General features: G+C 64.3%; 18 protein-coding genes and 1 pseudogene. 6 read left to right on the top strand and 13 right to left on the bottom strand.

Going from position 1 to position 19,360, the window contains the following annotated elements; genetic code table 11:
- Positions 1-110: 110 nt before the first annotated feature.
- From ABH933_RS19730 to ABH933_RS19750, 5 genes are all read left to right on the top strand, one after another.
- The gene (locus ABH933_RS19730; protein ID WP_429423654.1) at positions 111-287 is read left to right on the top strand and encodes a hypothetical protein; all 177 of its coding nucleotides are present in this window, start codon (positions 111-113) and stop codon (positions 285-287) included.
- 63 nt (positions 288-350) lie between these two features.
- On the top strand, positions 351-605 hold the full coding sequence (locus ABH933_RS19735; RefSeq protein ID WP_429423655.1) for a hypothetical protein: 255 nt from the start codon (positions 351-353) through the stop codon (positions 603-605).
- A 920-nt stretch (positions 606-1,525) separates the two neighbouring features.
- Positions 1,526-1,861 (top strand): DUF3558 family protein, encoded by a 336-nt coding sequence (locus tag ABH933_RS19740; protein ID WP_429455057.1) that lies wholly within the window; start codon positions 1,526-1,528, stop codon positions 1,859-1,861.
- 525 nt (positions 1,862-2,386) lie between these two features.
- Positions 2,387-2,752 (top strand): hypothetical protein, encoded by a 366-nt coding sequence (locus ABH933_RS19745; RefSeq protein ID WP_429423657.1) that lies wholly within the window; start codon positions 2,387-2,389, stop codon positions 2,750-2,752.
- A gap of 271 nt (positions 2,753-3,023) precedes the next feature.
- A complete protein-coding gene (locus ABH933_RS19750; RefSeq protein ID WP_429423658.1) occupies positions 3,024-3,293 on the top strand; it encodes a hypothetical protein in 270 nt (89 codons plus the stop codon).
- 106 nt (positions 3,294-3,399) lie between these two features.
- Here ABH933_RS19750 and ABH933_RS19755 read toward each other — a convergent pair whose 3' ends face one another.
- The 3 genes from ABH933_RS19755 to ABH933_RS19765 all read right to left on the bottom strand — a co-directional run bounded on the left by ABH933_RS19755 (position 3,400) and on the right by ABH933_RS19765 (position 6,191).
- A complete protein-coding gene (locus ABH933_RS19755; protein WP_429423659.1) occupies positions 3,400-4,773 on the bottom strand; it encodes a 2OG-Fe(II) oxygenase in 1,374 nt (457 codons plus the stop codon).
- A 168-nt stretch (positions 4,774-4,941) separates the two neighbouring features.
- On the bottom strand, positions 4,942-5,394 hold the full coding sequence (locus ABH933_RS19760; protein WP_429423660.1) for a hypothetical protein: 453 nt from the start codon (positions 5,392-5,394) through the stop codon (positions 4,942-4,944).
- Positions 5,395-5,696: 302 nt separating this feature from the next.
- The gene (locus ABH933_RS19765; protein ID WP_429423661.1) at positions 5,697-6,191 is read right to left on the bottom strand and encodes a hypothetical protein; all 495 of its coding nucleotides are present in this window, start codon (positions 6,189-6,191) and stop codon (positions 5,697-5,699) included.
- 272 nt (positions 6,192-6,463) lie between these two features.
- On the opposite strand from ABH933_RS19765, the gene ABH933_RS19770 reads away from it, so the two are divergent.
- A complete protein-coding gene (locus tag ABH933_RS19770) occupies positions 6,464-6,664 on the top strand; it encodes a hypothetical protein (protein WP_429423662.1) in 201 nt (66 codons plus the stop codon).
- A gap of 699 nt (positions 6,665-7,363) precedes the next feature.
- Here ABH933_RS19770 and ABH933_RS19775 read toward each other — a convergent pair.
- The 10 genes and pseudogenes from ABH933_RS19775 to ABH933_RS19820 all read right to left on the bottom strand — a co-directional run.
- A pseudogene (locus ABH933_RS19775) lies at positions 7,364-7,709 on the bottom strand (transposase); the annotation flags it as partial.
- A gap of 349 nt (positions 7,710-8,058) precedes the next feature.
- Positions 8,059-9,432, bottom strand: coding sequence for a glucose-6-phosphate dehydrogenase (locus tag ABH933_RS19780; RefSeq protein ID WP_429423781.1), 1,374 nt, complete (start codon positions 9,430-9,432; stop codon positions 8,059-8,061).
- A 237-nt stretch (positions 9,433-9,669) separates the two neighbouring features.
- Positions 9,670-10,122, bottom strand: coding sequence for a VOC family protein (locus ABH933_RS19785; RefSeq protein ID WP_429423663.1), 453 nt, complete (start codon positions 10,120-10,122; stop codon positions 9,670-9,672).
- 244 nt (positions 10,123-10,366) lie between these two features.
- Positions 10,367-10,804, bottom strand: a complete 438-nt coding sequence (locus ABH933_RS19790; protein ID WP_429423782.1) for a transposase — start codon at positions 10,802-10,804, stop codon at positions 10,367-10,369.
- 607 nt (positions 10,805-11,411) lie between these two features.
- A complete protein-coding gene (locus ABH933_RS19795; protein ID WP_429423664.1) occupies positions 11,412-12,548 on the bottom strand; it encodes a CaiB/BaiF CoA transferase family protein in 1,137 nt (378 codons plus the stop codon).
- The gene (locus ABH933_RS19800) at positions 12,545-14,308 is read right to left on the bottom strand and encodes an acetyl/propionyl/methylcrotonyl-CoA carboxylase subunit alpha (RefSeq protein ID WP_429423665.1); all 1,764 of its coding nucleotides are present in this window, start codon (positions 14,306-14,308) and stop codon (positions 12,545-12,547) included. Before ABH933_RS19800 ends, ABH933_RS19795 begins: the two co-directional genes overlap by 4 nt.
- Positions 14,298-15,263 carry an LLM class flavin-dependent oxidoreductase gene (locus ABH933_RS19805; RefSeq protein ID WP_429423666.1) on the bottom strand — a complete coding sequence of 322 codons (966 nt, stop codon included), beginning with the start codon at positions 15,261-15,263 and terminating at the stop codon, positions 14,298-14,300. The genes ABH933_RS19800 and ABH933_RS19805 overlap by 11 nt, the downstream gene beginning before the upstream one ends.
- A 125-nt stretch (positions 15,264-15,388) precedes the next feature.
- The gene (locus ABH933_RS19810; RefSeq protein WP_429423667.1) at positions 15,389-16,897 is read right to left on the bottom strand and encodes an acyl-CoA carboxylase subunit beta; all 1,509 of its coding nucleotides are present in this window, start codon (positions 16,895-16,897) and stop codon (positions 15,389-15,391) included.
- Positions 16,890-17,366: a MaoC family dehydratase gene (locus ABH933_RS19815; RefSeq protein ID WP_429423668.1), complete on the bottom strand. Its 477-nt coding sequence runs from the start codon at positions 17,364-17,366 to the stop codon at positions 16,890-16,892. The genes ABH933_RS19810 and ABH933_RS19815 overlap by 8 nt, the downstream gene beginning before the upstream one ends.
- Positions 17,363-19,336, bottom strand: coding sequence for an AMP-binding protein (locus ABH933_RS19820; protein WP_429423669.1), 1,974 nt, complete (start codon positions 19,334-19,336; stop codon positions 17,363-17,365). The genes ABH933_RS19815 and ABH933_RS19820 overlap by 4 nt, the downstream gene beginning before the upstream one ends.
- Positions 19,337-19,360 lie beyond the last annotated feature (24 nt).

Consider the following 19,360-nt stretch of genomic DNA (forward strand, 5'->3'; position numbering starts at 1 on the left):
TGTGGTATGAGGCATACGCGGAGTCGAGCGTGCCCGAATCGGCCGCAGCGGACCGATCGCGCTATGTCACATAGGACGCCGGGACTCGGCACGAGGACAAGGAGATCAGTGTGGGCATCAAACGCAAGGCGGTTGTTTCCGTGGCGGCCGCGACTCTCATGCTCGCGGCAATGGTGAATGCCGCTGAGGCAAACGCGACTCCCGCGCCGGGTCTGAGTACCGGCAGCGCGAATCTGGACTGCTTCATTCAAATCCTCCTGCACGGTGAAGTGCCCGGAGTCTGCTGACCGAACCGGCTCCAGAACTCCGGACAGGGCGGTCCTTTCGATACGGTCATCAAGGTCATCTCCTTGACCGGATCCAACGCGAGAAAATGGGCTGAAATGTTTCGAGTAAATCGCGTCGTCGTCCCTGCTGCGCTATTGACCGGTGCCGTTCTGATGTCCGTCGCTCCCGCGCAGGCCGAGACACCGATCAGACCCCAGGCGAGCGAGACGCAGGTGAACGCAAACAGCGGAATTGCCAGTGGTTCGGCCGATCTGAACAACCTTGCCTGCGGAACTATCTGGCGTCCTGTCTGCTTCCCCAACGGGCTTCCGCACTGACCTGGCTGGAGGGAAACCCCAGCTAGTCTTCGGCGGGTACGGCGGATGGCGGTCGACGCGATGTTCGTGGCGTTGACCGCACCCACGATACCAGAATCGCGAAGTTCGGGCCGATTCGAGGATCGACGCGCTTTGACACCGGACGACCACGCCACTGCTCGACCCGGAAACGAAATTCAGGCGGACCAGGGTGACGACCCGCCCGGCGGCGTGCGCCCACGCAGCGACCGTGATCCCAACGGCCGCAGGACGGTGACGGACAACGATTTCAACGCGGGTACACCTCCGATCGGCCACCGAACACCCGAGTCGTTCCGCCGCCGACACCGGTACCCGTCCAGGGAAACGATTGCCACGGAAAGGATTTACACTTGCCAGCAGGCACCGACAGGAATCGGCAAGGCTCAGCCACCCGGCCTACACCGTTCGCGTGCGGTCGGAAAGCGATCACCTCGCTGCCCCGAACACACCCCCAACTATCGGGAGCAGTTAGCTCAGCTACCGGAGTTGGAGGATCATCCGACGAACAGACCATAAGTCCGAAAACGTGGACGGTTCGTCAACTCTCGAAAGGGAGTTGGGGTGCGCCCGGGAGCCGTCTCGCGTCAATAGCATGTGGAGCCGCGATGCTGCTCGCAGCTTGCAGCACGGCGGTGAACAGCTCGCCGAGCCCGAGTGGGCCTGTCTCGGCGACCCTTACCGCCACCACGACCGCTGATACCGGCGAGGCATCAGCGACACCGCAACCAGCTCCGGCCGACGATGTCGCCACAATGCCCGCGAACACCGCACCCCCCACCACCGCAGTTGGAAACCCTTCCACCACAACGGCCCCCGCCACCGAATCCGTGTGGGACGCATGCTCGCTGTCGGAATCCGCGCTCAGCGCGGCGGGTGTGAACACGTCCTCCAAGAGCCGTGTGGCCGACGCCGGGAACCCGGCCGCGCGCATATGCAAGTGGCAATCCGCCGATCAGTCCTACGAACTGGTCGTCACCGCCTCCAAGAACACCCTGGACGATCAGCTCGCCTCCGGTAGGTACAACGACGTGCACAGGACTCAGTACTACGGCCGAGATGTGGTCGTGTTTCGCGCGGCGCAGGACACCAACAAGCTGGGTTGCTACACCGGAACGCCGGCCGCTTTCGGCAGCATCGTGCTCACAGTGCGCAACGCACGGGTCCAGACCGGCGAAGGCGAACCCTGCGCCGAAGCGAACCGTCTCGGAGCAGCCCTTCTCAGGTCACTCCCTTAACCCGCGTCACCGGACATTCGAACGAAGGATCCCAGCCACTGCCGGGGCAGCACAGCCCAAGGTCGCCGCCCCGTCGGTTGTCGGCGCACAGGACATCGCAATCAGCACCGGCTCGGGCGCCGCAGACGTATTGATCAACGGCCTGATAGCCGCGATCTTCGGCCCCAACGATCTGTCCACGTGCAAATTCCCCTACTGCTTCTGAGCTGTCCCGTCGGAGGCGACATTCCGATATCGCCGCTCAGATTGCGGATCACCATACCCACGGGTGAGATCCACCGGCTTTATCAGCCTCGGGAGTGATTGAGCCGGAGTGTATCTCGACGATGAGCTTGCGTAGTGACTACCCAGACCCATCGCACTCCTCGAGCCCGCAGAATCCGACTGACCGCGGGAATTGTCGGTGCCGCATTGGTTCTCGGAACCTCGGCGCTGACGACAGGGTGCGATCGTTCATCGGAGTCGGCACATCCAACACCGCCGGACGGGACTCGCGGACGACTCGTCAAAGCCGAGCATCTGCACATGTACTCGTCCGACGACCTCGAGGCCACACTGGCAGGCAATAGATTCGACACCAGCACAGTCCGATTCGGCGTCGAAACCTATCGCTTGACATACGAGACCATCGATCCGAGCGGTCGTCCGACCACCGCCAGCGGACAGTTCGCCCTACCCCGCAACGGCCGGCGCGACCTGGCCACGGTGGCGTACGAGCACGGCACGCAGAGGGGCGACGTGATGAAGAACCGGTATGCAGGTGGGTTCGATCCACGATCCTGCCAGCACCAGGTCCCGAAGCATATTCAGGACCGTGAACGCATACGCGAAGTTGGGTACCCGATCACGCACTGTCACAGTGAATTCGGCATGACCGGATTCGGCTGCTAGCGTTGTTCGCACACGTATCACCATCATGTCTTAACACGGCGCGGCACGTGTTTTCCATGTCTGATCGAGCAGTGTGAGGTAGGTGTCGAGCTGAGCCGCGCGGCCACCACGCCGACGGCCGCCCACACCCACGCGCACCGCCACACCACTCACCGCGGCGTCCTTAGAACGCACCTGGGCGACAACGGCCTGTTCATGTCGACCACGCACTCCTGGCGCGCAACAGCAGGTGCAGCGCCACGGATTTCGCTATCTCATCTGGCACCCGGGGATGCCACGGCAGTGGTTCGTCGTGCAGTCCGAGCTGGTCGAGGAATCGCCGCGCGAGCTGATCGAGACGGACGAGGAGTTCGGGTCGGCGCAGCGGAACGCCACCAGCGCAGCATCGACAGCGACCGACCGCACCGATCTCGGCACCAGCGGCAACACTCCACCCGACAACCCGAACCCTCCTGCCCCGGAACACAACTGGCGAAATCACCCACCAGTCGGCCCGGGGAGGAAGCAGAATCTCAAAATCACGGCCAACTGGCCACGCTGAGGCCAATCATTCTGAGATTTGGCCACGCTTTCTGAGACCCTCTCTCTTGACCCTGTTTCGCCGCCGCAGGCGCGACTGATAACCAGATGGCACCGTGCCAACGGAGTTACACAGGTCCGCTCCGGGGCCGCACGATGATGGCCGCGCGCCGATACCAGCGATCCACCGTGTTGCCCTCATTGCCGGTGAACCCCTCGGATTCGACAGCGAACGGCTGCAGGTCCAATTCCGTTGTATCGGTGCATATCTCGGCGGGAAAGACCTTTCGGGTAACCGGTCCCGTGACCTCTCCCGCTCGGTTGATCCACCACGTCAACGTGATACCCGAGACGTGCGGCCTGCCCAGTTCCTCCGGTGTCATCCGGTCGGGGTGATCGATGGGCAGGGAACCCTCGGCACGTTCCTCTTCCAGCGGCTCGTCCTCCGAGAACTCGTTGGGCTCCCACTCATCCCAGACGAGTTCCCAGCTGCCCTCGACACGCTCCCAGCGGCGCCGCCGGCCACACATCCAGCACGCGTCCGCGAGGTCTTCGCTGCTGTGGTTCTCCTGCACCTCCGCCAGGGCCAGGGCCGTGTCGTAGCCGACGCTGTCGGCCGCGGCCAGGAGAACCTGCACGCGGGCCGCGTCGGCGCCCTTGAGCTGATCCCACCCGAATCCCCGTTGGGAATACTGATGATCCAGAAGGCAGACGAGCCGGTCCGGAAGCTCGAGATCCGGATCGCCCAATAGGTGTCGCCTCGAACCCGTACCCGGTGCCGGTGTGGTGAAGTGCTCGCGTAGCTGGTCGGCCAGCGCCGCGACGGCCGGGTCCGGCGCGCCGGTATCAGCGGTCAGGACGGCGCGTGGGCTGGCAATCAGGTTGTAGGTCAGCGAGATTCGATGGCCGAGGGTCACGGGCAGCACCTCGTGCTCGCAGTCGGTGTAGAACGCGACGAGGCCGATCTCGCCGGGCGACCCGTGGTCGACCACCCGCTCCCCGCGATGTTCGACCACCAGTTCCCCGCCCTCGAAAAACGACGGCAGCGTCACCACCAAAGTGGCGATCATGCCGTCGGACTTCTCCGAATCCCGGTGCCGCCGGAAGAATTGACGCGGTCCGTAGACCAGCATCGAATGCAACTCGGCCGAGAGCTCGCAATCCGGCGGCAGGCCCAGATCGAACCGCAGCGCATCCAGAATCGGCGCCAACCGGTGGCGCCAGCGGTCCTGGTCGACGGTGACGAGTTCGAGGGGAATCTCGCCGGTATCGCGCACGCCCGGATCCAGCAGCGTCTGCTCTCCCAGACCGTAACGGGCCGGGCGGGCGATACGGCGCAGCTCCAGCGCCTGCGTCAATGCCACCGGAAACCGAAGCGGACCAATCCCTTCCACCTCGATCGCCAGGTCCGCGGCCGATGCTGTACGGCGGGCGGTGAAGGACCCCGGCGGCCGCACCGACCTCATGAATTCGCCGATGGCCCGTAAAGTCTTGTCCGTCATCCCCGTCTCCCACGCTCGCCGTGCGGCAATCCCCAGCATCCTGTCAGAGGATGCGGCACGCCGCGAGCGTCAGTGCGCCACCCTCGCGCCAGTGTGGTCGTCGCGGGTAACGGTGTGCTCGTGTGCATCCCACCAGGGACGTAGGCCATAACTCCACCTATCGGTGCGTCATGCCTGGCCAAAGTTGAACTGCTGCTCGGTATTCCGAGAGGACCACTGACGTGTTCGTCTGCCGACTGAGTGAACCGATCGACTACGTCGAGGGTTCGGCGCCACTTCACAAATGGATCGACGACAACCGCGGTCGATGGTTTCCAGGTCGCCGATCAACTCGACCGCCAGCCGACGACGGACCTTGCCTGCAGAATCGCGTGGTTTGACCGTGGCGATCAGCTTGCGGGCCTGCATCGCCGACAGGAACTTCTTCGCCCCACCAGGCAGCAACTCCAGCAGCAGTCGATGCAGCCGGTTGACCGTGTCGGTGCGGGCATAACCGAGTTCGTCGCGGCGGGCGCCCGTTGCCCATGGCGAACACCCGCACCTGCGCCGACAGCTTCGCCGGCACATCCACCACCGATTCACCATCGTGGACCAGGCGATGAGCCAGGTGCCGGCCCACACCGTTGCACCCTTCGACCGCCCACACCCGATCGTTGAATCGCTTCGCCGCGGTGAGCATCTGAGAAGTAGCCGATGCGCGCGCTTGCACTCGGCACATCCGGAAGCAGGGTGCAATCGATCTTGCCGCCGGTGTAATACACGAGACGAGTGCGGAGACGGCATCGCCGTATCCAGGCCGGTGATCTTCACACGAGTGGTTCACCCGAACAGACCGGATCCCTACCACCCGTGCCCCAGCGCGACCAGGCACGCCGCACCTCTTCTGCCGTCCCGCACACGATCTCGGTCGAACCGCCGCGCGCTCAGCCCAGCGTGAACGTCGCGTGGCCCGCGATGTGCTCCAGACCCACATTCTGCGGATAGACCTGGGAGTACGTGTCGATAGACGCCTCCACCTTCCCGGCGCCCGGCGCCATGCCCATGCCGGTGATCACGTTGTCCGGCATGCCGACCACCGTGGTGCCTTCGATGCGTTGTGACTGTCCGCTGGTCAGGCCGGTGTTGACGTTCCGCCAATGTACGGTGACGTAATAGGCCCCGCAGGAGTCCCCGGCCTGCGTGATCTTCACCCGAACACCGAACACACCGGACTGAGGCTGCGGCACGGTCTCGGCATTGATGATCGCGGCACAGTTGGGACCCGGAACCCGTGTGAGGGTGGGGGTGAACCGGGCAACCGGATCGGTAGAGTTGGCACCGGCAGTCCCGGCGAACCCGCTCCACGCGGCCACCATCACCGCCGCGACCACACCCGCACGGAACGTGAACTGTTGTAAGGAAACGTCTTTCAGGCTCATGCCAGTCTGTCGTCCTGCGTACGGATGGCGTTATGGCTTCCCGAGCCCCCAATCTCAGGGGCTGGCCAACGCCCGGCGCAAGGTGAGGCCTTGGCGGCGGTGCGACACCACATGCGAACTCCCGGCCCCGCAATCGAGACCTTCGCCTGCGAAACAGTCCTGGTGCCGGTCAAACTGGTTCGCGACACTAGTGCCATCCGTAGGCGGCCACCCCACCTACCTCGATGTCTGCAGATGTCGCCGCAGATCCGCAGTCCGAGTGACCTGACCCCATGATTTCGGTCCGGACCGAAATCATGGGGTCAGGTCAGCGATCCGATGTGCAGGTGGTGTTCGCCGACGGCAACCGGGTCGTCCTCGAAGCACAACGCTCGCCGGTGACCGACGCCCAGTGGCGTCACCGCCACCACGACTACGCGCGCAACGAGGTCGTCGATGCCTGGTTCTGGCACCCGGACAGCCCCACCCCGTGAGTCGTCCTCGACGACACCGATCACCCTCAGCAGATGTGGATGTTCGATCCCTGGGAACCGGCCATCACGCTGATGGTCGGCGCACCGCACAACCCCCGGCACACGCCAGCCGAGTCCGCGACCGCTTGCCGTGTCGAGCACCTCCCCCCGTGTACCGGGGATGCCCTTCGGCCCTATCGGTTTCCACTGCGTGAGGTCGCATTGACCGCGGCCGGTGTGCAGGTACCCACCAGCCTGCGGACACGATTAGCCGAGTCGGCCGAGCAGGAACGCCAGCGCATACTCACCACCTTGTGCGATCGCGGACCGACCCGCCCGCCATCCAGAGCGCTGGAGATCGTCCCCAGCACGACCGAACCGACGCTGACCGTCGACGAAAATCCCTCCCCTGCACAACAATCCGTCCCGGCTGCGGCACAGGCGCACCTTGTATGGCTCACGCTCCAGAACGCTGCGATGGCGGCCGGGCACGACATCGAATACCGCGACGCACCCAACCTGCCGTTCCCACCGACCAAGCCGCGCACAGTGCGCTGTAGCCAATGTGGCGCGGTGATCCGGCCGACGCTGAAACCAGATGCCCTCGCGCGGTGCCCGCAACGGCATCGAGCCACCGAACCTGTTGCCCCAGTTGATCCCCCAGTTGATGTCGGTCGTGTGGGCTATCTCGAGGATTCGGCAGATCCCACCGGGCTGCCAACGGAAGAACGCCAGCCAGCCGGCCCCGTCCTCGCCGGAAGTCACGACAGGCAGTGCACGTTGACCACACGCCCGTTCTCGCGCACCTTCAACACCAGCGCATCGGCAGCGACGAACTTGTACGGCCCTGATCCAAGGGCCGGGTGCGGCAGGCTTCGACCTGGGCGTCGAGGTCACGGGCCATCATCGACACTTGCCACTTGGAAAGGCTTGTGACACCGAGGGATTCGACGATCTTCTCCATCCGGCGGGTGGACACACTCAGCAGGTAGCAGGTCGCCACCACCGAGGTCAGCGCCCGTTCGGCGCGTTTGCGGCGCTCCAGTAGCCAGTCGGGAAAGTAGGCCCTACCGCTGCTCTCGGCGATCCTGCGGATCCGGACGGTGCGGACCTTCGCGATCGGCTGGATGGCCGGAATCAAGACCAAGGCCGCCCCACGCCCACGCCCCCACACCTGGGGTCACGCCGTCATCACCTGGCCCGACGGCACCGTCCGCGAGGGCTGGCTGCGGGCCGGCGACGCGATGGAGTTCACCTCTGCCACCATCCGACCAACCCGCCTGGCAACGGACCCAAACCGGCATAAAGTGGAAAAGCTAGGCAGACGAGCAGCTACCCTGCACCCACAACCCGTGGGTCTGCGCGCCTTCGGCGCGCAGACCCACCCGAAACCCAGGTCGGTGGCTTCAGGCTAACTAAGACACCCAAGCGTGCGGACGCGCCAACTCCACAGCTTCACGTGGGCCCCACGTACCCCGTGCATACGGAATTGGCTCCGGTTTGTTCCGCAGGATGCCATCGGCCACCGTCCACACGTGCTCGAGTCCATCCGGTCGAGTGAAGAGTGAGCGGTCACCAATCAGAACATCGTTGAGGAGGACTGAGTACGCCGGGAGCGGCGGACCGCCGCTTGCCGAGCCCAGGGGCAGCGCCGTTGTACCTACCCCGAGGGCCATTTGGGCCCCGGGCTGCTTGATGACGAGTCTCAGATCTATCTCCCCATCTCCGGACATCTCGAAACCCAGAATGCTTCCGTCGTGTGGTTGACGCGGTAGGCCCGGGACGGCGTCCTTGAAAACCACACTAACTTTCTGTCGGCTCTCGGCGAGGCACTTGCCAGTTCGCAGCAGGAAGGGCACTCCCGCCCAGCGTTCGTTGTCGATCCACATTCGGGCCGCAACGTAGGTCTCGGTGCGCGAATCAAGAGGGACATCGTCCGTGCCCCGGTACCCGTCATACTGCCCCACCACCACGTCTGAGGCATTCAAAGGTCGAAAGCAGCCGATCACAGCCTCGCGTGCCTCGCCCAGGCAATCGGGTTCGAGACAGTGTGGTGGCTCCATTGCGATCTCGCCGGCAATCTGGAAAAGATGGGTTACTAACATGTCAAGAATGGCGCCGGTCGCGTCGTAGAAATCTGCTCGCATCGCGACATCGAGAGTCTCTGGTACATCGATCTGCACGCTCTCGATATGGGAGCTATTCCAGGCACCCGCAAAAACGCCGTTGGCGAACCGGAGAACGTGAATGTTCTGCGTCGCCTCCTTTCCGAGAAAGTGATCGATCCGGTAGATCTGCGATTCGTCGAACGTCTCATGGGCGATTTTGTCCAGTTGGCGAAACGACTCGAGAGAGGTCCCGAATGGCTTCTCGTACACCACTCGGGATCCCTGAGCGAGACCGTGCGCGCCGATCGCCTCGGTAAAGGGTCCGAAGGCCGACGGCGGCACAGCCATATAATGGATCAAGAGCGGGCGACCGCCCATCTCCTTCTTCGCTTGCGCGAGTACACCGAGAAGGGTTCCGGGGTCATGCGCTCGGAAACCACCTCCGGCAAAGCGCAAGCGACGGCGTACCTCCTCCCACGGCCCCTCCGAGGGCCTTGGTCCGAACTCCTCCAAGGCCTTTCGCACTTCTTCTTGAAACTCCTCATCTGTGACCTCGCCGCGACCCTCGGCAATCATCCTCCAGTCCTCCGGAAGAAGGCCGGCGATGGCCAAGCGGTAGAAGGCGGGCAGAACCAGCCGACGAGCGAGGTCTCCGGTGGCTCCGTAGAGCAGGAAAATCATTGACGTTGGTGCCGTTCCGCTATTCACCATGGCCTGGTCGCCTTTCAAGTTTTGATAATGTTGCCCTTGCCCGCACTCACGGCTCATTGCGGGACGGGTGGCTGTGGGTAGAGCACAACCTTGGCTCTATCGAGAGCACAGTGACAACGACGTTGTATCCGGCTTCGCTGTACGCGCGACCAGACTTGCGCCGATGCGATGCGCCCGTTATTACGACGACTTTGCCGTTAGCCAATTCTACCCGTACTTGAAGCCGAGTTTGCTTTGGCCGACTTCGATGATGTAGCCGTCTGGATCGCGGATGTAGCATCGCGTCTCGCCGTACTTGTCTAGGGGCTCCGAGAGAAACGTTGCGCCTCGACTCTTCCACAGCTTGTAGCACGCCTGAATGTCCGCAACGCGGATATTCATGAAGCTACTGAGATGATTGGGATCGGGAGGCGGGCTAAGCGTCACCGTCGGTTTATCCGGTGTGGGCCCGCCGCCAACGTTGAGAATGAGCCATGTGTTGGCGATTTTGACGTACGGAGGTGCGTTTCCGTCGCCCATGCTCACAATGTCTCCATCGAAGACCGTTTTGTAGAATTCGGCGGATCGCTTGAGGTCGGCCACGGTGAGAAAGACCGCGACCGTAAACCCCTCCACCGGTGGCATCTGATAGTTCCGCTGCTCGACTTGTACTTCGTCCATCGATCTCTCCAATTGCAGTTAGGCCCTCTGCAGGTGGTGTGGTAGAGCATCATCCATTGTCATGCCTTCCGGACATCTCCGCAGCATCATGCAATGCTTTCGGCAGCAAAACCTCGGCTGAAGGCCCCACGATTGCGCGGGTGACATCGTCGTACGGTGCCATTGTGTCCCATTTGTAGTGTGTTATTGTCCCACCCTTGACTGTCGCCTGCCCTGCTGAAGGCTTCTGGCGCACAAACCGTGATCATTTCGCCGGGGTCTGCAGGTCGACGGTGGCGTGGGTGAGCAGCAGGTGCTTGCGCAGGAGATCGAGTTTGGCCCGACCAAAGCACTGGCGTTTCTGGTGCTTGAGCTTATTCACCGTGCCCTCGGTAGGGCCATTGCTCCATGGCAGGGTGAGCCCGGCGGTGACGGCGGCGAAGTCGTGTTCGAGGCCGGTGACGAACGAGTGCAGCGCCGGCAACTCGTCGGCGCGGACGCGCGCGATCCATGCCGGGAGGCGATCGCCGCGACGGTCACGCATGATGACCGCGAACGCGCCGACATGACGACGGGTCGCTGCGAGTTCGGGGCAGTGCGACAAAATCGTGGTGAGCTGCTGTGTTTCGGCGTCGGGCAGGGTCTTGGGGGTCGCGCATGAGCCAGCCGGTGACCGCGCGGATCTTCGGTTCGGTGGCGGCATCGCTGCCGGCCGAGCCGATGCCTTGGTGGCTTGATAGGGCCGCAGGAAGCGGTAGACGGTGTTGGGCCGCGATCGGCCGCCGCCCAACGGTGAAGCTCGGCCTGCATCTCCGATACCCGCCGGCGCGGCCCCGCAGGGTCGGCCGACACGGCGTCACCGTTCGGTGGCGCCTCTTTCGGCATTGCAGCATCCGTCCTTTCTCGAAAACCGCTGCCGCCCTTCGCCATGTGACCGGCTTTCCCGGCCTCGGACTACTACGGCGGCTCCGCCCCACCCGGCCCGTTCAACGGTCGATGCGTCTATCCCCAACCGACGCAACCGGATCGCTGCGTAGCCGGGGGGAGTCTGACCAGGTGGTTCCCGTGTTCACTGTGTTTCGCTCGACGAAGTAGGAGCCCAACTGTGTCCCTGCGGCATTGCCATCCCCGTGGCCTCCTGGCCCGCATTGATAAACCGGCCAAGAGTTCCCCGCCGCTAGCGTAAACAGGTCACAGTGGCTGATGTCCCGTGCGAGTGTTGTCGGGCCCGAGCGATCGGCTGGCAGCATCGGACCGGCATTCGGTGGGACAGTGGATCCAGCCGATCGCACCGGGAGCGACGCGGATAATCAGTCGTCGTCGTAGTGACCGTCGTGGGCGGCGTGGCGGTGACCGTCGTCCGACCACTCGCGAAGGAGACTCTTCCGATCAACGACTTCGAGCCTCCGCGGGGTTCTCGCGGGGGTGCGGGAAAACCGTGGTGCCGGTGCCGCCTGCATTACCCCGTCGATTTCGATCACGGTGCCCCGCTCGCGGAGGTACGAATCTGTCGCAACCTCGTCGAACATGAGCACAGGAGTGACGCACGCGTCGCTCCCCTCGAACACTGCACACCAATGATCCCGTGTACGCGACATGAACGCCGCTGAGAACTCTGCACGCAGCGTGGGCCAGCCTGACCGATCGTGTTGTCGGGGGAGATCGGTGTCCGCGAGTCCCAGTCCGTCGAGAAGCGCCTGATAAAACTGCGGCTCGATGGCACCCACTGCGACATATGCACCGTCTGCGCAGCGGTAGGTGTCGTAAAAGGGGGCACCTCCATCCAGCAGATTCGACCCCCTTTCAGATGACCACAGGCCGAATGCTCGCATGCACCACATCATTTGCGACAGAACCGAGACACCGTCGACCATCGCGGCGTCGACCACCTGCCCGCGCCCCGAGCGTGTGCGTTCGTACAGTGCGGCCAGCACTCCTACCACGGCGAACATCGAGCCGCCGCCGAAGTCGCCGACGAGGTTCAGAGGCGGCACAGGGGTTCCGGTTGCACGCCCGATCGCGCCGAGCGCGCCTGTCATGGCGATGTAATTGATGTCGTGACCAGCGTGCTGGGCCTTGTCTCCCTGCTGGCCCCAGCCAGTTATTCGCACGTAGATCAACCCCGGGTTGAGGTCGGTACATGCTTCGGGACCAAGCCCCAGGCGTTCGGCCACACCGGGCCTGAAGCCCTCGATCAAAACATCGGCAGCTGCCACCAATCTCCGCACGAAGGCCCGATCTGCGTAGTCCTTCAAGTCGGCAGTTACCGATCGCCGACTTCGCAGCACATAGTCTGGATTTCCATCGAGGACGTCGACGGCGGTGCTGTTGGGGCGGTCGACCCGGATCACGTCGGCACCGAGGTCGGCAAGGATCATTGCCGCGTGCGGCCCGGGACCGATACCTGCGAGCTCGACTACTCGCAGCCCGCTGAGTGGACCGCTCATTCGGCGCTGTCCGCCTCGATCCGACAGATCTGCTCGCCCTGACTGCACACGTCGCCGACGGCGACAGCGAGTCCGACGATGACACCGGCCCGGTGCGCGAGGACGGCGTTCTCCATCTTCATGGCCTCCACTGCGGCGATGAGGTCGCCCTTCTCGACGCGATCTCCTTCCGAAACCGCCACTTTGACGACCGTCCCCTGCATGGGAATCACCGCGACGTCGCCCTGGCCGATACCGGCGCCCGAACGAACGGCCCGGCTCTTGATCTCGGCGGCTCGGTCTCCGAGTGCAGCAAGACCGGGGAGGTGGATGCGGTGACGATCGCGCCCGATGGGGACTTCGACGAATGTCGAATCGACGCCCTCGTCATCGCCGGCCACGTCGACGAGCTCCTCGAGGTGTTCCTCGATCCACCCGGTGTGGACTGCGAAGGTGTCGGCGAAATCGTGATGCGCGAGGATGTTGCGGTCGAGGGGCAAAACGGTGGGCACTCCCTCGATGCGGATTTCGTCGAGGGCCAGTCGGGCACGAGCGAGCGTGGTTCGTCGATCCCTGCCGGTGATGATCAGCTTGCCGAGCATCGAGTCGTACCACTCGGCGACCACGCTGCCAGCATCGACCCCCGCATCCAGGCGCAGCCCTGGTGCCCGAGGAAAGTCCCATACGGTGATCCGCCCGGGGGCAGGACGGAATCCGGCTGCGGGGTCCTCGCTGTTGATACGGAACTCGATGCTGTGTCCGCGCGGTGCCGGGGTGCTGGAGATGCGGAGCCATTCACCGCGCGCGATCGAGAACTGTTCGCTGACCAAGTCGACGCCTGTGGTCTCCTCCGTGACCGGATGTTCGACCTGGAGCCGGGTATTGACCTCCAGGAACGAAATCATTCCGTCGGCACCGACCAGGAACTCGACGGTGCCAGCACCGACGTAGCCGGCGGCGGCACCGATCCGCACCGACGATTCGATGATGGTGGCGGTCTGCTCCTCCGAGAGGAATGGAGCAGGGGCCTCCTCGATCAGCTTCTGGTGGCGTCGTTGCAGGGAGCAGTCTCGGGTGCCGACGACGACGGCATTGCCATGAGAGTCGACGAGCAACTGAGCCTCGACATGCCTAGGCCGCTCGAGATAGCGCTCGACGAAACACTCACCTCGGCCGAAGGCTGCCGATGCCTCCCGAGTCGCGGATTCGAGCTCATCTGCGATTCGGGACACGTCTCGAACCACACGCAGTCCGCGGCCACCACCGCCGAAGGCTGCCTTGATCACGATGGGGAGCCCATGGGCCGCAACGAATTCCGCTACTTCGGCCGGCGATGAGACCGGGTCCGAGGTGCCGGGCACCAGCGGCGCACCCACACTGCGCGCGACCGCACGGGCCTTCACCTTGTCGCCGAGCGTCTCGATCGCTTGCGGAGGCGGGCCGATCCAGACGAGTCCGGCCTCCAGGACGGCGCGAGCGAATTCGGCGCTCTCGGAAAGGAATCCATACCCCGGATGGACTGCCTGCGCGTCGGTGGCCAGGGCGATATCGATCAGTCGTTCGATGTTGAGGTAGGTGTCCCTGGCGAGAGTGCCGGGCAGCAGGTGAGATTCGTCCGCCAGCCTCACGTGCAGGGCATCGGAGTCCGCCTCGGAGTGCACCGCTATGGTGCGGATCCCCTCGTCACGGGCGGCTCGGATCACCCGGACAGCGATCTCCCCGCGATTGGCGACCAGCACACTGTCGAACTTCCCGTACTGCATTGTGGGCTCACCGGTCATGGTTGGATCTCCGATCCTGTGGTGGCCGAGGACTCGCTGTCCGCCTCACGCTGGGCAGGACGTCGTCGGCGAAAAGAGCGATGGTGGCATCGACGTCCGCGACGTCGCATGCGGGTGCGAACACGAATGTGGATGCCCCGGCGTCGTCATACCGGCGAATCCGCTCGATGACTTGTTCCGGGTTCCCCGCCACGAGCAATCGGTCGGCCAAGGGCGAGAAGTCTTGGTTGTAGGTGGCCGACATCGCGCTGATCGCCATCTCACGTGCGGTATCGGTTCTCGCATGCACTACGGTCCAGCCGAAGTACCCGCACTCGATGTCGGCCGGATCGCGGCCGAATGCTGCCGCCTGCTCACGGACGGCGGCAACGCCGTGGGCCACTTTCGCCGGCTCGAGCAGATAGGGCAGCCACACGTCGCCGTATCGTGCGGTGCGTCGGACCGAAGCCTGCTTGCGGCCACCGATCCAGATCGCGGGCCCGCCGGGCTGGACCGGACCGGGTTCGAGCGTCAGCCCCGGAATCGAGTTGTACCGGCCACGGAACTGCACATTCTCCCCCGCGAACAGGCGCTGCAGGAGGTCGAGGATCTCATCGGTGCGGCGGCCACGCTCGGAGACCGGAACTCCCATCGCCTCGAACTCGGGAGGGTATTCTCCGCCGACCCCGATGCCCATCTCGAATCTGCCGTGGGACACCCGATCCAACGTGACCGCCAGTTTGGCGGCAAGCGCAGCTGTGTACATCGGAAGAATGGTCAGGGCACTGAGCAGGCGGATACGGTCGGTGGCGCCCGCGGCGGCGGCCAATGAGACGAACGCGTTCTGCACCGGGCCGTGGAAAAACACGTGTTCTCCGCAGCATATGTAGTCGAACCCGGCCGCTTCGGCGCGTACGGCCAGATCGGTGATGTGCACCGGATCCAGCGCCGGGGGCAGCATCAGACCCACTCTCATCGGACTAACCTCTCTGCTCGGGCGGGGCGCCACGGGATTTCGGCCGCAACTGTCCGCCGCCGCAGACAACACAGTGCGGGTGATATGGCATTCGTGTTCATCAGGTCTGGGCCGGGGGAAGACCCTCAGACGGGGCTGATGACGTGATTGCGCCGGTTTCCCGAGCGACTCCATCCTCGGGCCGAACGGAATCGCTTCACGATCTCCTCACGCAGGTCACCGGGTTGTACGACGGCGTCCACGATCAGTCGACTGGCAACGTTGAGCAGATCGGCATCTGCCGCTTGCTCCGCAATCTTGTCTGCTACGAACTGCTCCCGCTCGACAGGATCGTCGATTGCGTCGATCTTCTTCGCGTAGATCGCGTTCGTCGACGCCTCGGGCGACATCGGCGCGATTGCAGCGCTGGGAAGGGCCAGGGTCGCGCGGGGTTCGAAACCAGGTGCGCACATCGCGTAGTAACCGGCTGCGTAGGCCTTGCGAAGGATGACGGTGATCTTCGGCACCTCAGCACTGGCCATGGCTGTCACCAGCTTCGCGCCGTGTCGGATGATGCCCTGTCTTTCGATAGCCACACCGACCATGAATCCCGGAACGTCCTGCAGGAACAGCAGCGGGATGTTGTAGGCGTCGCACATGCTGATGAAGCGTGCTGCCTTATCGGCGGAGTCGACGAAGATCGCACCACTGCGTACCGATGGCTGGTTGGCGACAATTCCGACGACGGAACCGTCCAAGCGGGCAAAACCGACGACCATCTCCGTAGCCCACCGGGCTTTGATCTCGAAGAAGCTGTCGGCGTCGACCGTCCTGTCAATCACATCGCGCACGTCGTAGCCGCCGGTGGACGGGATCAACTCGGCCGGCCAGTCGCTGCGTCTGGGCAGCCGCGGTTCAGCGGTCGCGGGAGCACTGCGCCAGTCATCGGGGAGATACGACAACAGGTGTCGCGCGGCCGCGATCGCCTCCCAGTCGGAGTCGAACACCTCATCACCGCACCCGGAAACCGTGGCGTGCATCATCGCACCGCCCATTTCTTCGAGCGTGGTCTTCTCGCCGGTGACCTTCTCCGCCACCCGCGGGGAGGCGAGATACATCGACGCGTTCCCGTTCACCATCCCAACCCAGTCGGTGAAAGCGGGCATATACGCGCCGCCCGCGGCCGACGGGCCGTGCAGGCAACAGATCTGGGGCACCCGACCCGACAGAGCTACCTGGAGCTGGAAGATGCGCGAGGCACCGCGACTGCCATGGAAGAAACCGAACTGATCGGTGAGGCGTCCTCCGGCGGAGTCGACCAGATAGAAGACGGGAAGCAGGTCTCGGTCGGCCCGTTCGAGGATGCGGATCTGCTTCTCGACGGTCAGTTCGCCCCACGACCCGGCCTTCACAGCGAAGTCGTGGGCAATAACCGCGACGGGTCGTCCGTCGACGGTACCCAATCCCGTCAGCACACCGTCGGCGGGCATGCCGTCGGTCAAGGCGTTGGCCAGCAAGCCGTCCTCGACCCACGAACCCGGGTCGAGCAACAGTGCGATCCGGTCGCGAACGGGAATCTTGTCCGGCCAGCGTTCGGAGTCGTTCCCGTCGAGAGCAGTCTCTATCGCGTCGGCGAGGGGGTTCAGGTCAGTCATCGGTCGGCCTCTTGTGCATCAACCCGGTCCGCTGCAATGTGCAGACCAGGGTGTCGTCTTGGTTGTAGGCACGGTGCTCGAAGACGACCAGGCCGGCGTCGGTCCGGGACTTGGATTCGCGGGCACTGACCACCGTGGTCTCCACGCGGATCGTGTCGCCGTGGAACACGGGTGCGGGGAACCGCGCCTCGGATACTCCGAGCTGTGCCACGATTGTGCCCAACGTGAGTTCGGGAACCGAGAGTCCGACGACCAGCGCCATGGTGAACATGCTGTTCACCAGCGGCTTCCCGAACTCCGTGGTCGCTGCGTACGCTGCGTCGAGATGCAGCGGCGCCGGGTTCATCGTCATGGTCGTGAACAAGACGTTGTCGGTCTCGGTGGCGGTACGTCGCACCGCATGCTGGACAACGGTGCCGACCTTCAGCTCCTCGAACCACATTCCGGTTGTCGGGCGCTGCACGCTCATTTGTTCTCCTCCGCCTTCCGTTTCGAATCCGCCTTCCGTTTCGAATCGCGGACCACGGCGACGATCTGATCCAGGACGGCGAGGTCCTCCACCGCGCTGGTGTCACCGCTGGTCCGCCCCTCTGCGGCAACATCGCGAAGCAGGCGCCTCATGGTCTTTCCGGTTCGCGTACGTGGCAGTTGGTCGACGACGAACACGTCGGCGAGCTGGACGTACTTTCCGAGTTGTACCGGAGCCGCCTCGATAATCGTCTCGACGGTGTCGGCCGGTGCGTCGGCGGCCAACCGCACGAACGCGACCGGTACCGTGCCGCGGGTCGCGTCCGGAATCCCGACGACGGCGGCCTCCAGCACGCCGGCAACGCTTCCGACGACTTCCTCGATCTCCATCGTCGAGATGCGGTGCGCTGCAATGTTGATCACGTCGTCGGAGCGTCCGAGGACCCACAGGTGACCGTCCGCATCGACGACCGCCTCGTCGCTGGTCGCGTACCAGCCGGGAAAGCGGGTGAAGTACGTTTCGGTGTAGCGAGCCGGGTCGCGCCACACCGACCGCGCCAGCGTCGGAAGCGGCCGGGTGATGACGAGGTTTCCCTTGACTCCGGCCGGGACCTCCCGGCCGTCGTCGTCGACGACCGCACACGTGTGGCCGGGCACGGGGGTGCCTACCGACCCCGCCTTGAGCGAGTCGACTCCATGGATCGGATAGGTCCACGTCGAACCCGTCTCGGTTTGCCCGTAAGCGTTGACAACCGGGACACCGCCTCCCAGATGAAGGTTGGTCCAGGTGAACGTCTCGCTGTCCAACGGCTCCCCCTGCACGGTGACCAGCTCGAGCAGGGGAAGCGGATGAGCGCTGTTCAGAGCGTCTCCGAGTCCCCGCAGCATGCGCAACACCGTCGGTGCCGCCAAAAGTTTGGTGACGCCGTACTTCTCACAGATTCGGTAGAAGCGGTCGGGTGTCGGTGCGTCCAGGGCACCCTCATAGCACACGATGGTCATTCCGTTGGCGAGTCCGCCGACGACGGCCTGGATGGGGAAGGTGAGCCAGCCGACGTCCGCGGCGACCCAATACACGTCGTCGTCCTCCGGGCCTACCTGCCAACGCACGTTCGCCCAGGTGCCGACCAGGAAGCCGGCCACGCTGTGCACCACTCCCTTGGGCTTGGCGGAGGTGCCGCTGGTGAAGATCAGGAACGCCGGCTCGTTGGGATCCATCTCCGCCATGGGCGCGGGCTCGACCTGCGCGGCGAGGAGCTCGGCATATCCGGTCTCATCGGCGGTCAAGGCACGAGCATTCCCGGTTCGGTCCAGGACGATCGTCACCGGCTGCTGAGGCAGAGACGCACGCGCAGCTCTCAGCGTATCGAGCAGGGGCACCTCGCGCCCACGCCGGTAGCTTGCGTCGGCGACGATGACGGCCTTCGGTTCCGCCTGCTCGAGACGTGATCGGACTGCCTCCTCGCTGAATCCGGAGAACAGAATGGTGTAGATCGCACCGATCCGGTTGCACGCGTGGACGGCCACGAACGCCTCCACCGTGTTGGGAAGGTAGATCGCGACGACATCCCCGCGGCGCACTCCGACCGCCGCGAGACCGGCGGCGAGGCGGCCGACCTCGTCGGCGAGTTCGGCGTAGGTGACCGTTCGACTGTCACCTGGCTCGCCCTCCCAGATGATCGCGGGCTTGTCCCGGGCCCGCGGATCCTCGGCCCAACGGTCGACGCAGTTGTCGGCGACGTTGATGCTGCCTCCGGCGTAGTAGGTGAAGTCGCCCAATTCTCCTTCCCGTAGCGTCGACCACGGCCGCTGCCACCGCTGCTGGCGCCCCACCCACTCCCAGTACTTGTCCGGGTCCTCAGCGTGAAGTGCCCGGGCATGCTCTGCCGCCCGCTTGTGGGCGGGCGACTGCCAGTCGGGCCGAAGTGGGAGCAGCGGTGTCGAGATCAGCTCACTCAAATTGTCAGACATGTATTCCTCCTCGAACAGCGACGA

This window comes from Nocardia sp. GP40 (assembly GCF_050434125.1).
Classification (GTDB): Bacteria; Actinomycetota; Actinomycetes; order Mycobacteriales; family Mycobacteriaceae; genus Nocardia; species Nocardia albiluteola.

What these genes read in the sequence shown, in the direction of transcription:
- ABH933_RS19815 (WP_429423668.1), bottom strand. Translation starts at nt 17,366, where the DNA reads ATGAGCGTGCAGCGCCCGACAACCGGAATGTGGTTCGAGGAGCTGAAG.
- ABH933_RS19805 (WP_429423666.1), bottom strand. Translation starts at nt 15,263, where the DNA reads ATGAGAGTGGGTCTGATGCTGCCCCCGGCGCTGGATCCGGTGCACATC.
- ABH933_RS19800 (WP_429423665.1), bottom strand. Translation starts at nt 14,308, where the DNA reads ATGACCGGTGAGCCCACAATGCAGTACGGGAAGTTCGACAGTGTGCTG.
- ABH933_RS19810 (WP_429423667.1), bottom strand. Translation starts at nt 16,897, where the DNA reads ATGACTGACCTGAACCCCCTCGCCGACGCGATAGAGACTGCTCTCGAC.
- ABH933_RS19785 (WP_429423663.1), bottom strand. Translation starts at nt 10,122, where the DNA reads ATGGACGAAGTACAAGTCGAGCAGCGGAACTATCAGATGCCACCGGTG.
- ABH933_RS19820 (WP_429423669.1), bottom strand. Translation starts at nt 19,336, where the DNA reads ATGTCTGACAATTTGAGTGAGCTGATCTCGACACCGCTGCTCCCACTT.
- ABH933_RS19780 (WP_429423781.1), bottom strand. Translation starts at nt 9,432, where the DNA reads ATGATTTTCCTGCTCTACGGAGCCACCGGAGACCTCGCTCGTCGGCTG.
- ABH933_RS19790 (WP_429423782.1), bottom strand. Translation starts at nt 10,804, where the DNA reads ATGCCGCCACCGAACCGAAGATCCGCGCGGTCACCGGCTGGCTCATGC.
- ABH933_RS19745 (WP_429423657.1), top strand. Translation starts at nt 2,387, where the DNA reads ATGTACTCGTCCGACGACCTCGAGGCCACACTGGCAGGCAATAGATTC.
- ABH933_RS19770 (WP_429423662.1), top strand. Translation starts at nt 6,464, where the DNA reads ATGATTTCGGTCCGGACCGAAATCATGGGGTCAGGTCAGCGATCCGAT.
- ABH933_RS19750 (WP_429423658.1), top strand. Translation starts at nt 3,024, where the DNA reads ATGCCACGGCAGTGGTTCGTCGTGCAGTCCGAGCTGGTCGAGGAATCG.
- ABH933_RS19765 (WP_429423661.1), bottom strand. Translation starts at nt 6,191, where the DNA reads ATGAGCCTGAAAGACGTTTCCTTACAACAGTTCACGTTCCGTGCGGGT.
- ABH933_RS19795 (WP_429423664.1), bottom strand. Translation starts at nt 12,548, where the DNA reads ATGAGCGGTCCACTCAGCGGGCTGCGAGTAGTCGAGCTCGCAGGTATC.
- ABH933_RS19755 (WP_429423659.1), bottom strand. Translation starts at nt 4,773, where the DNA reads ATGACGGACAAGACTTTACGGGCCATCGGCGAATTCATGAGGTCGGTG.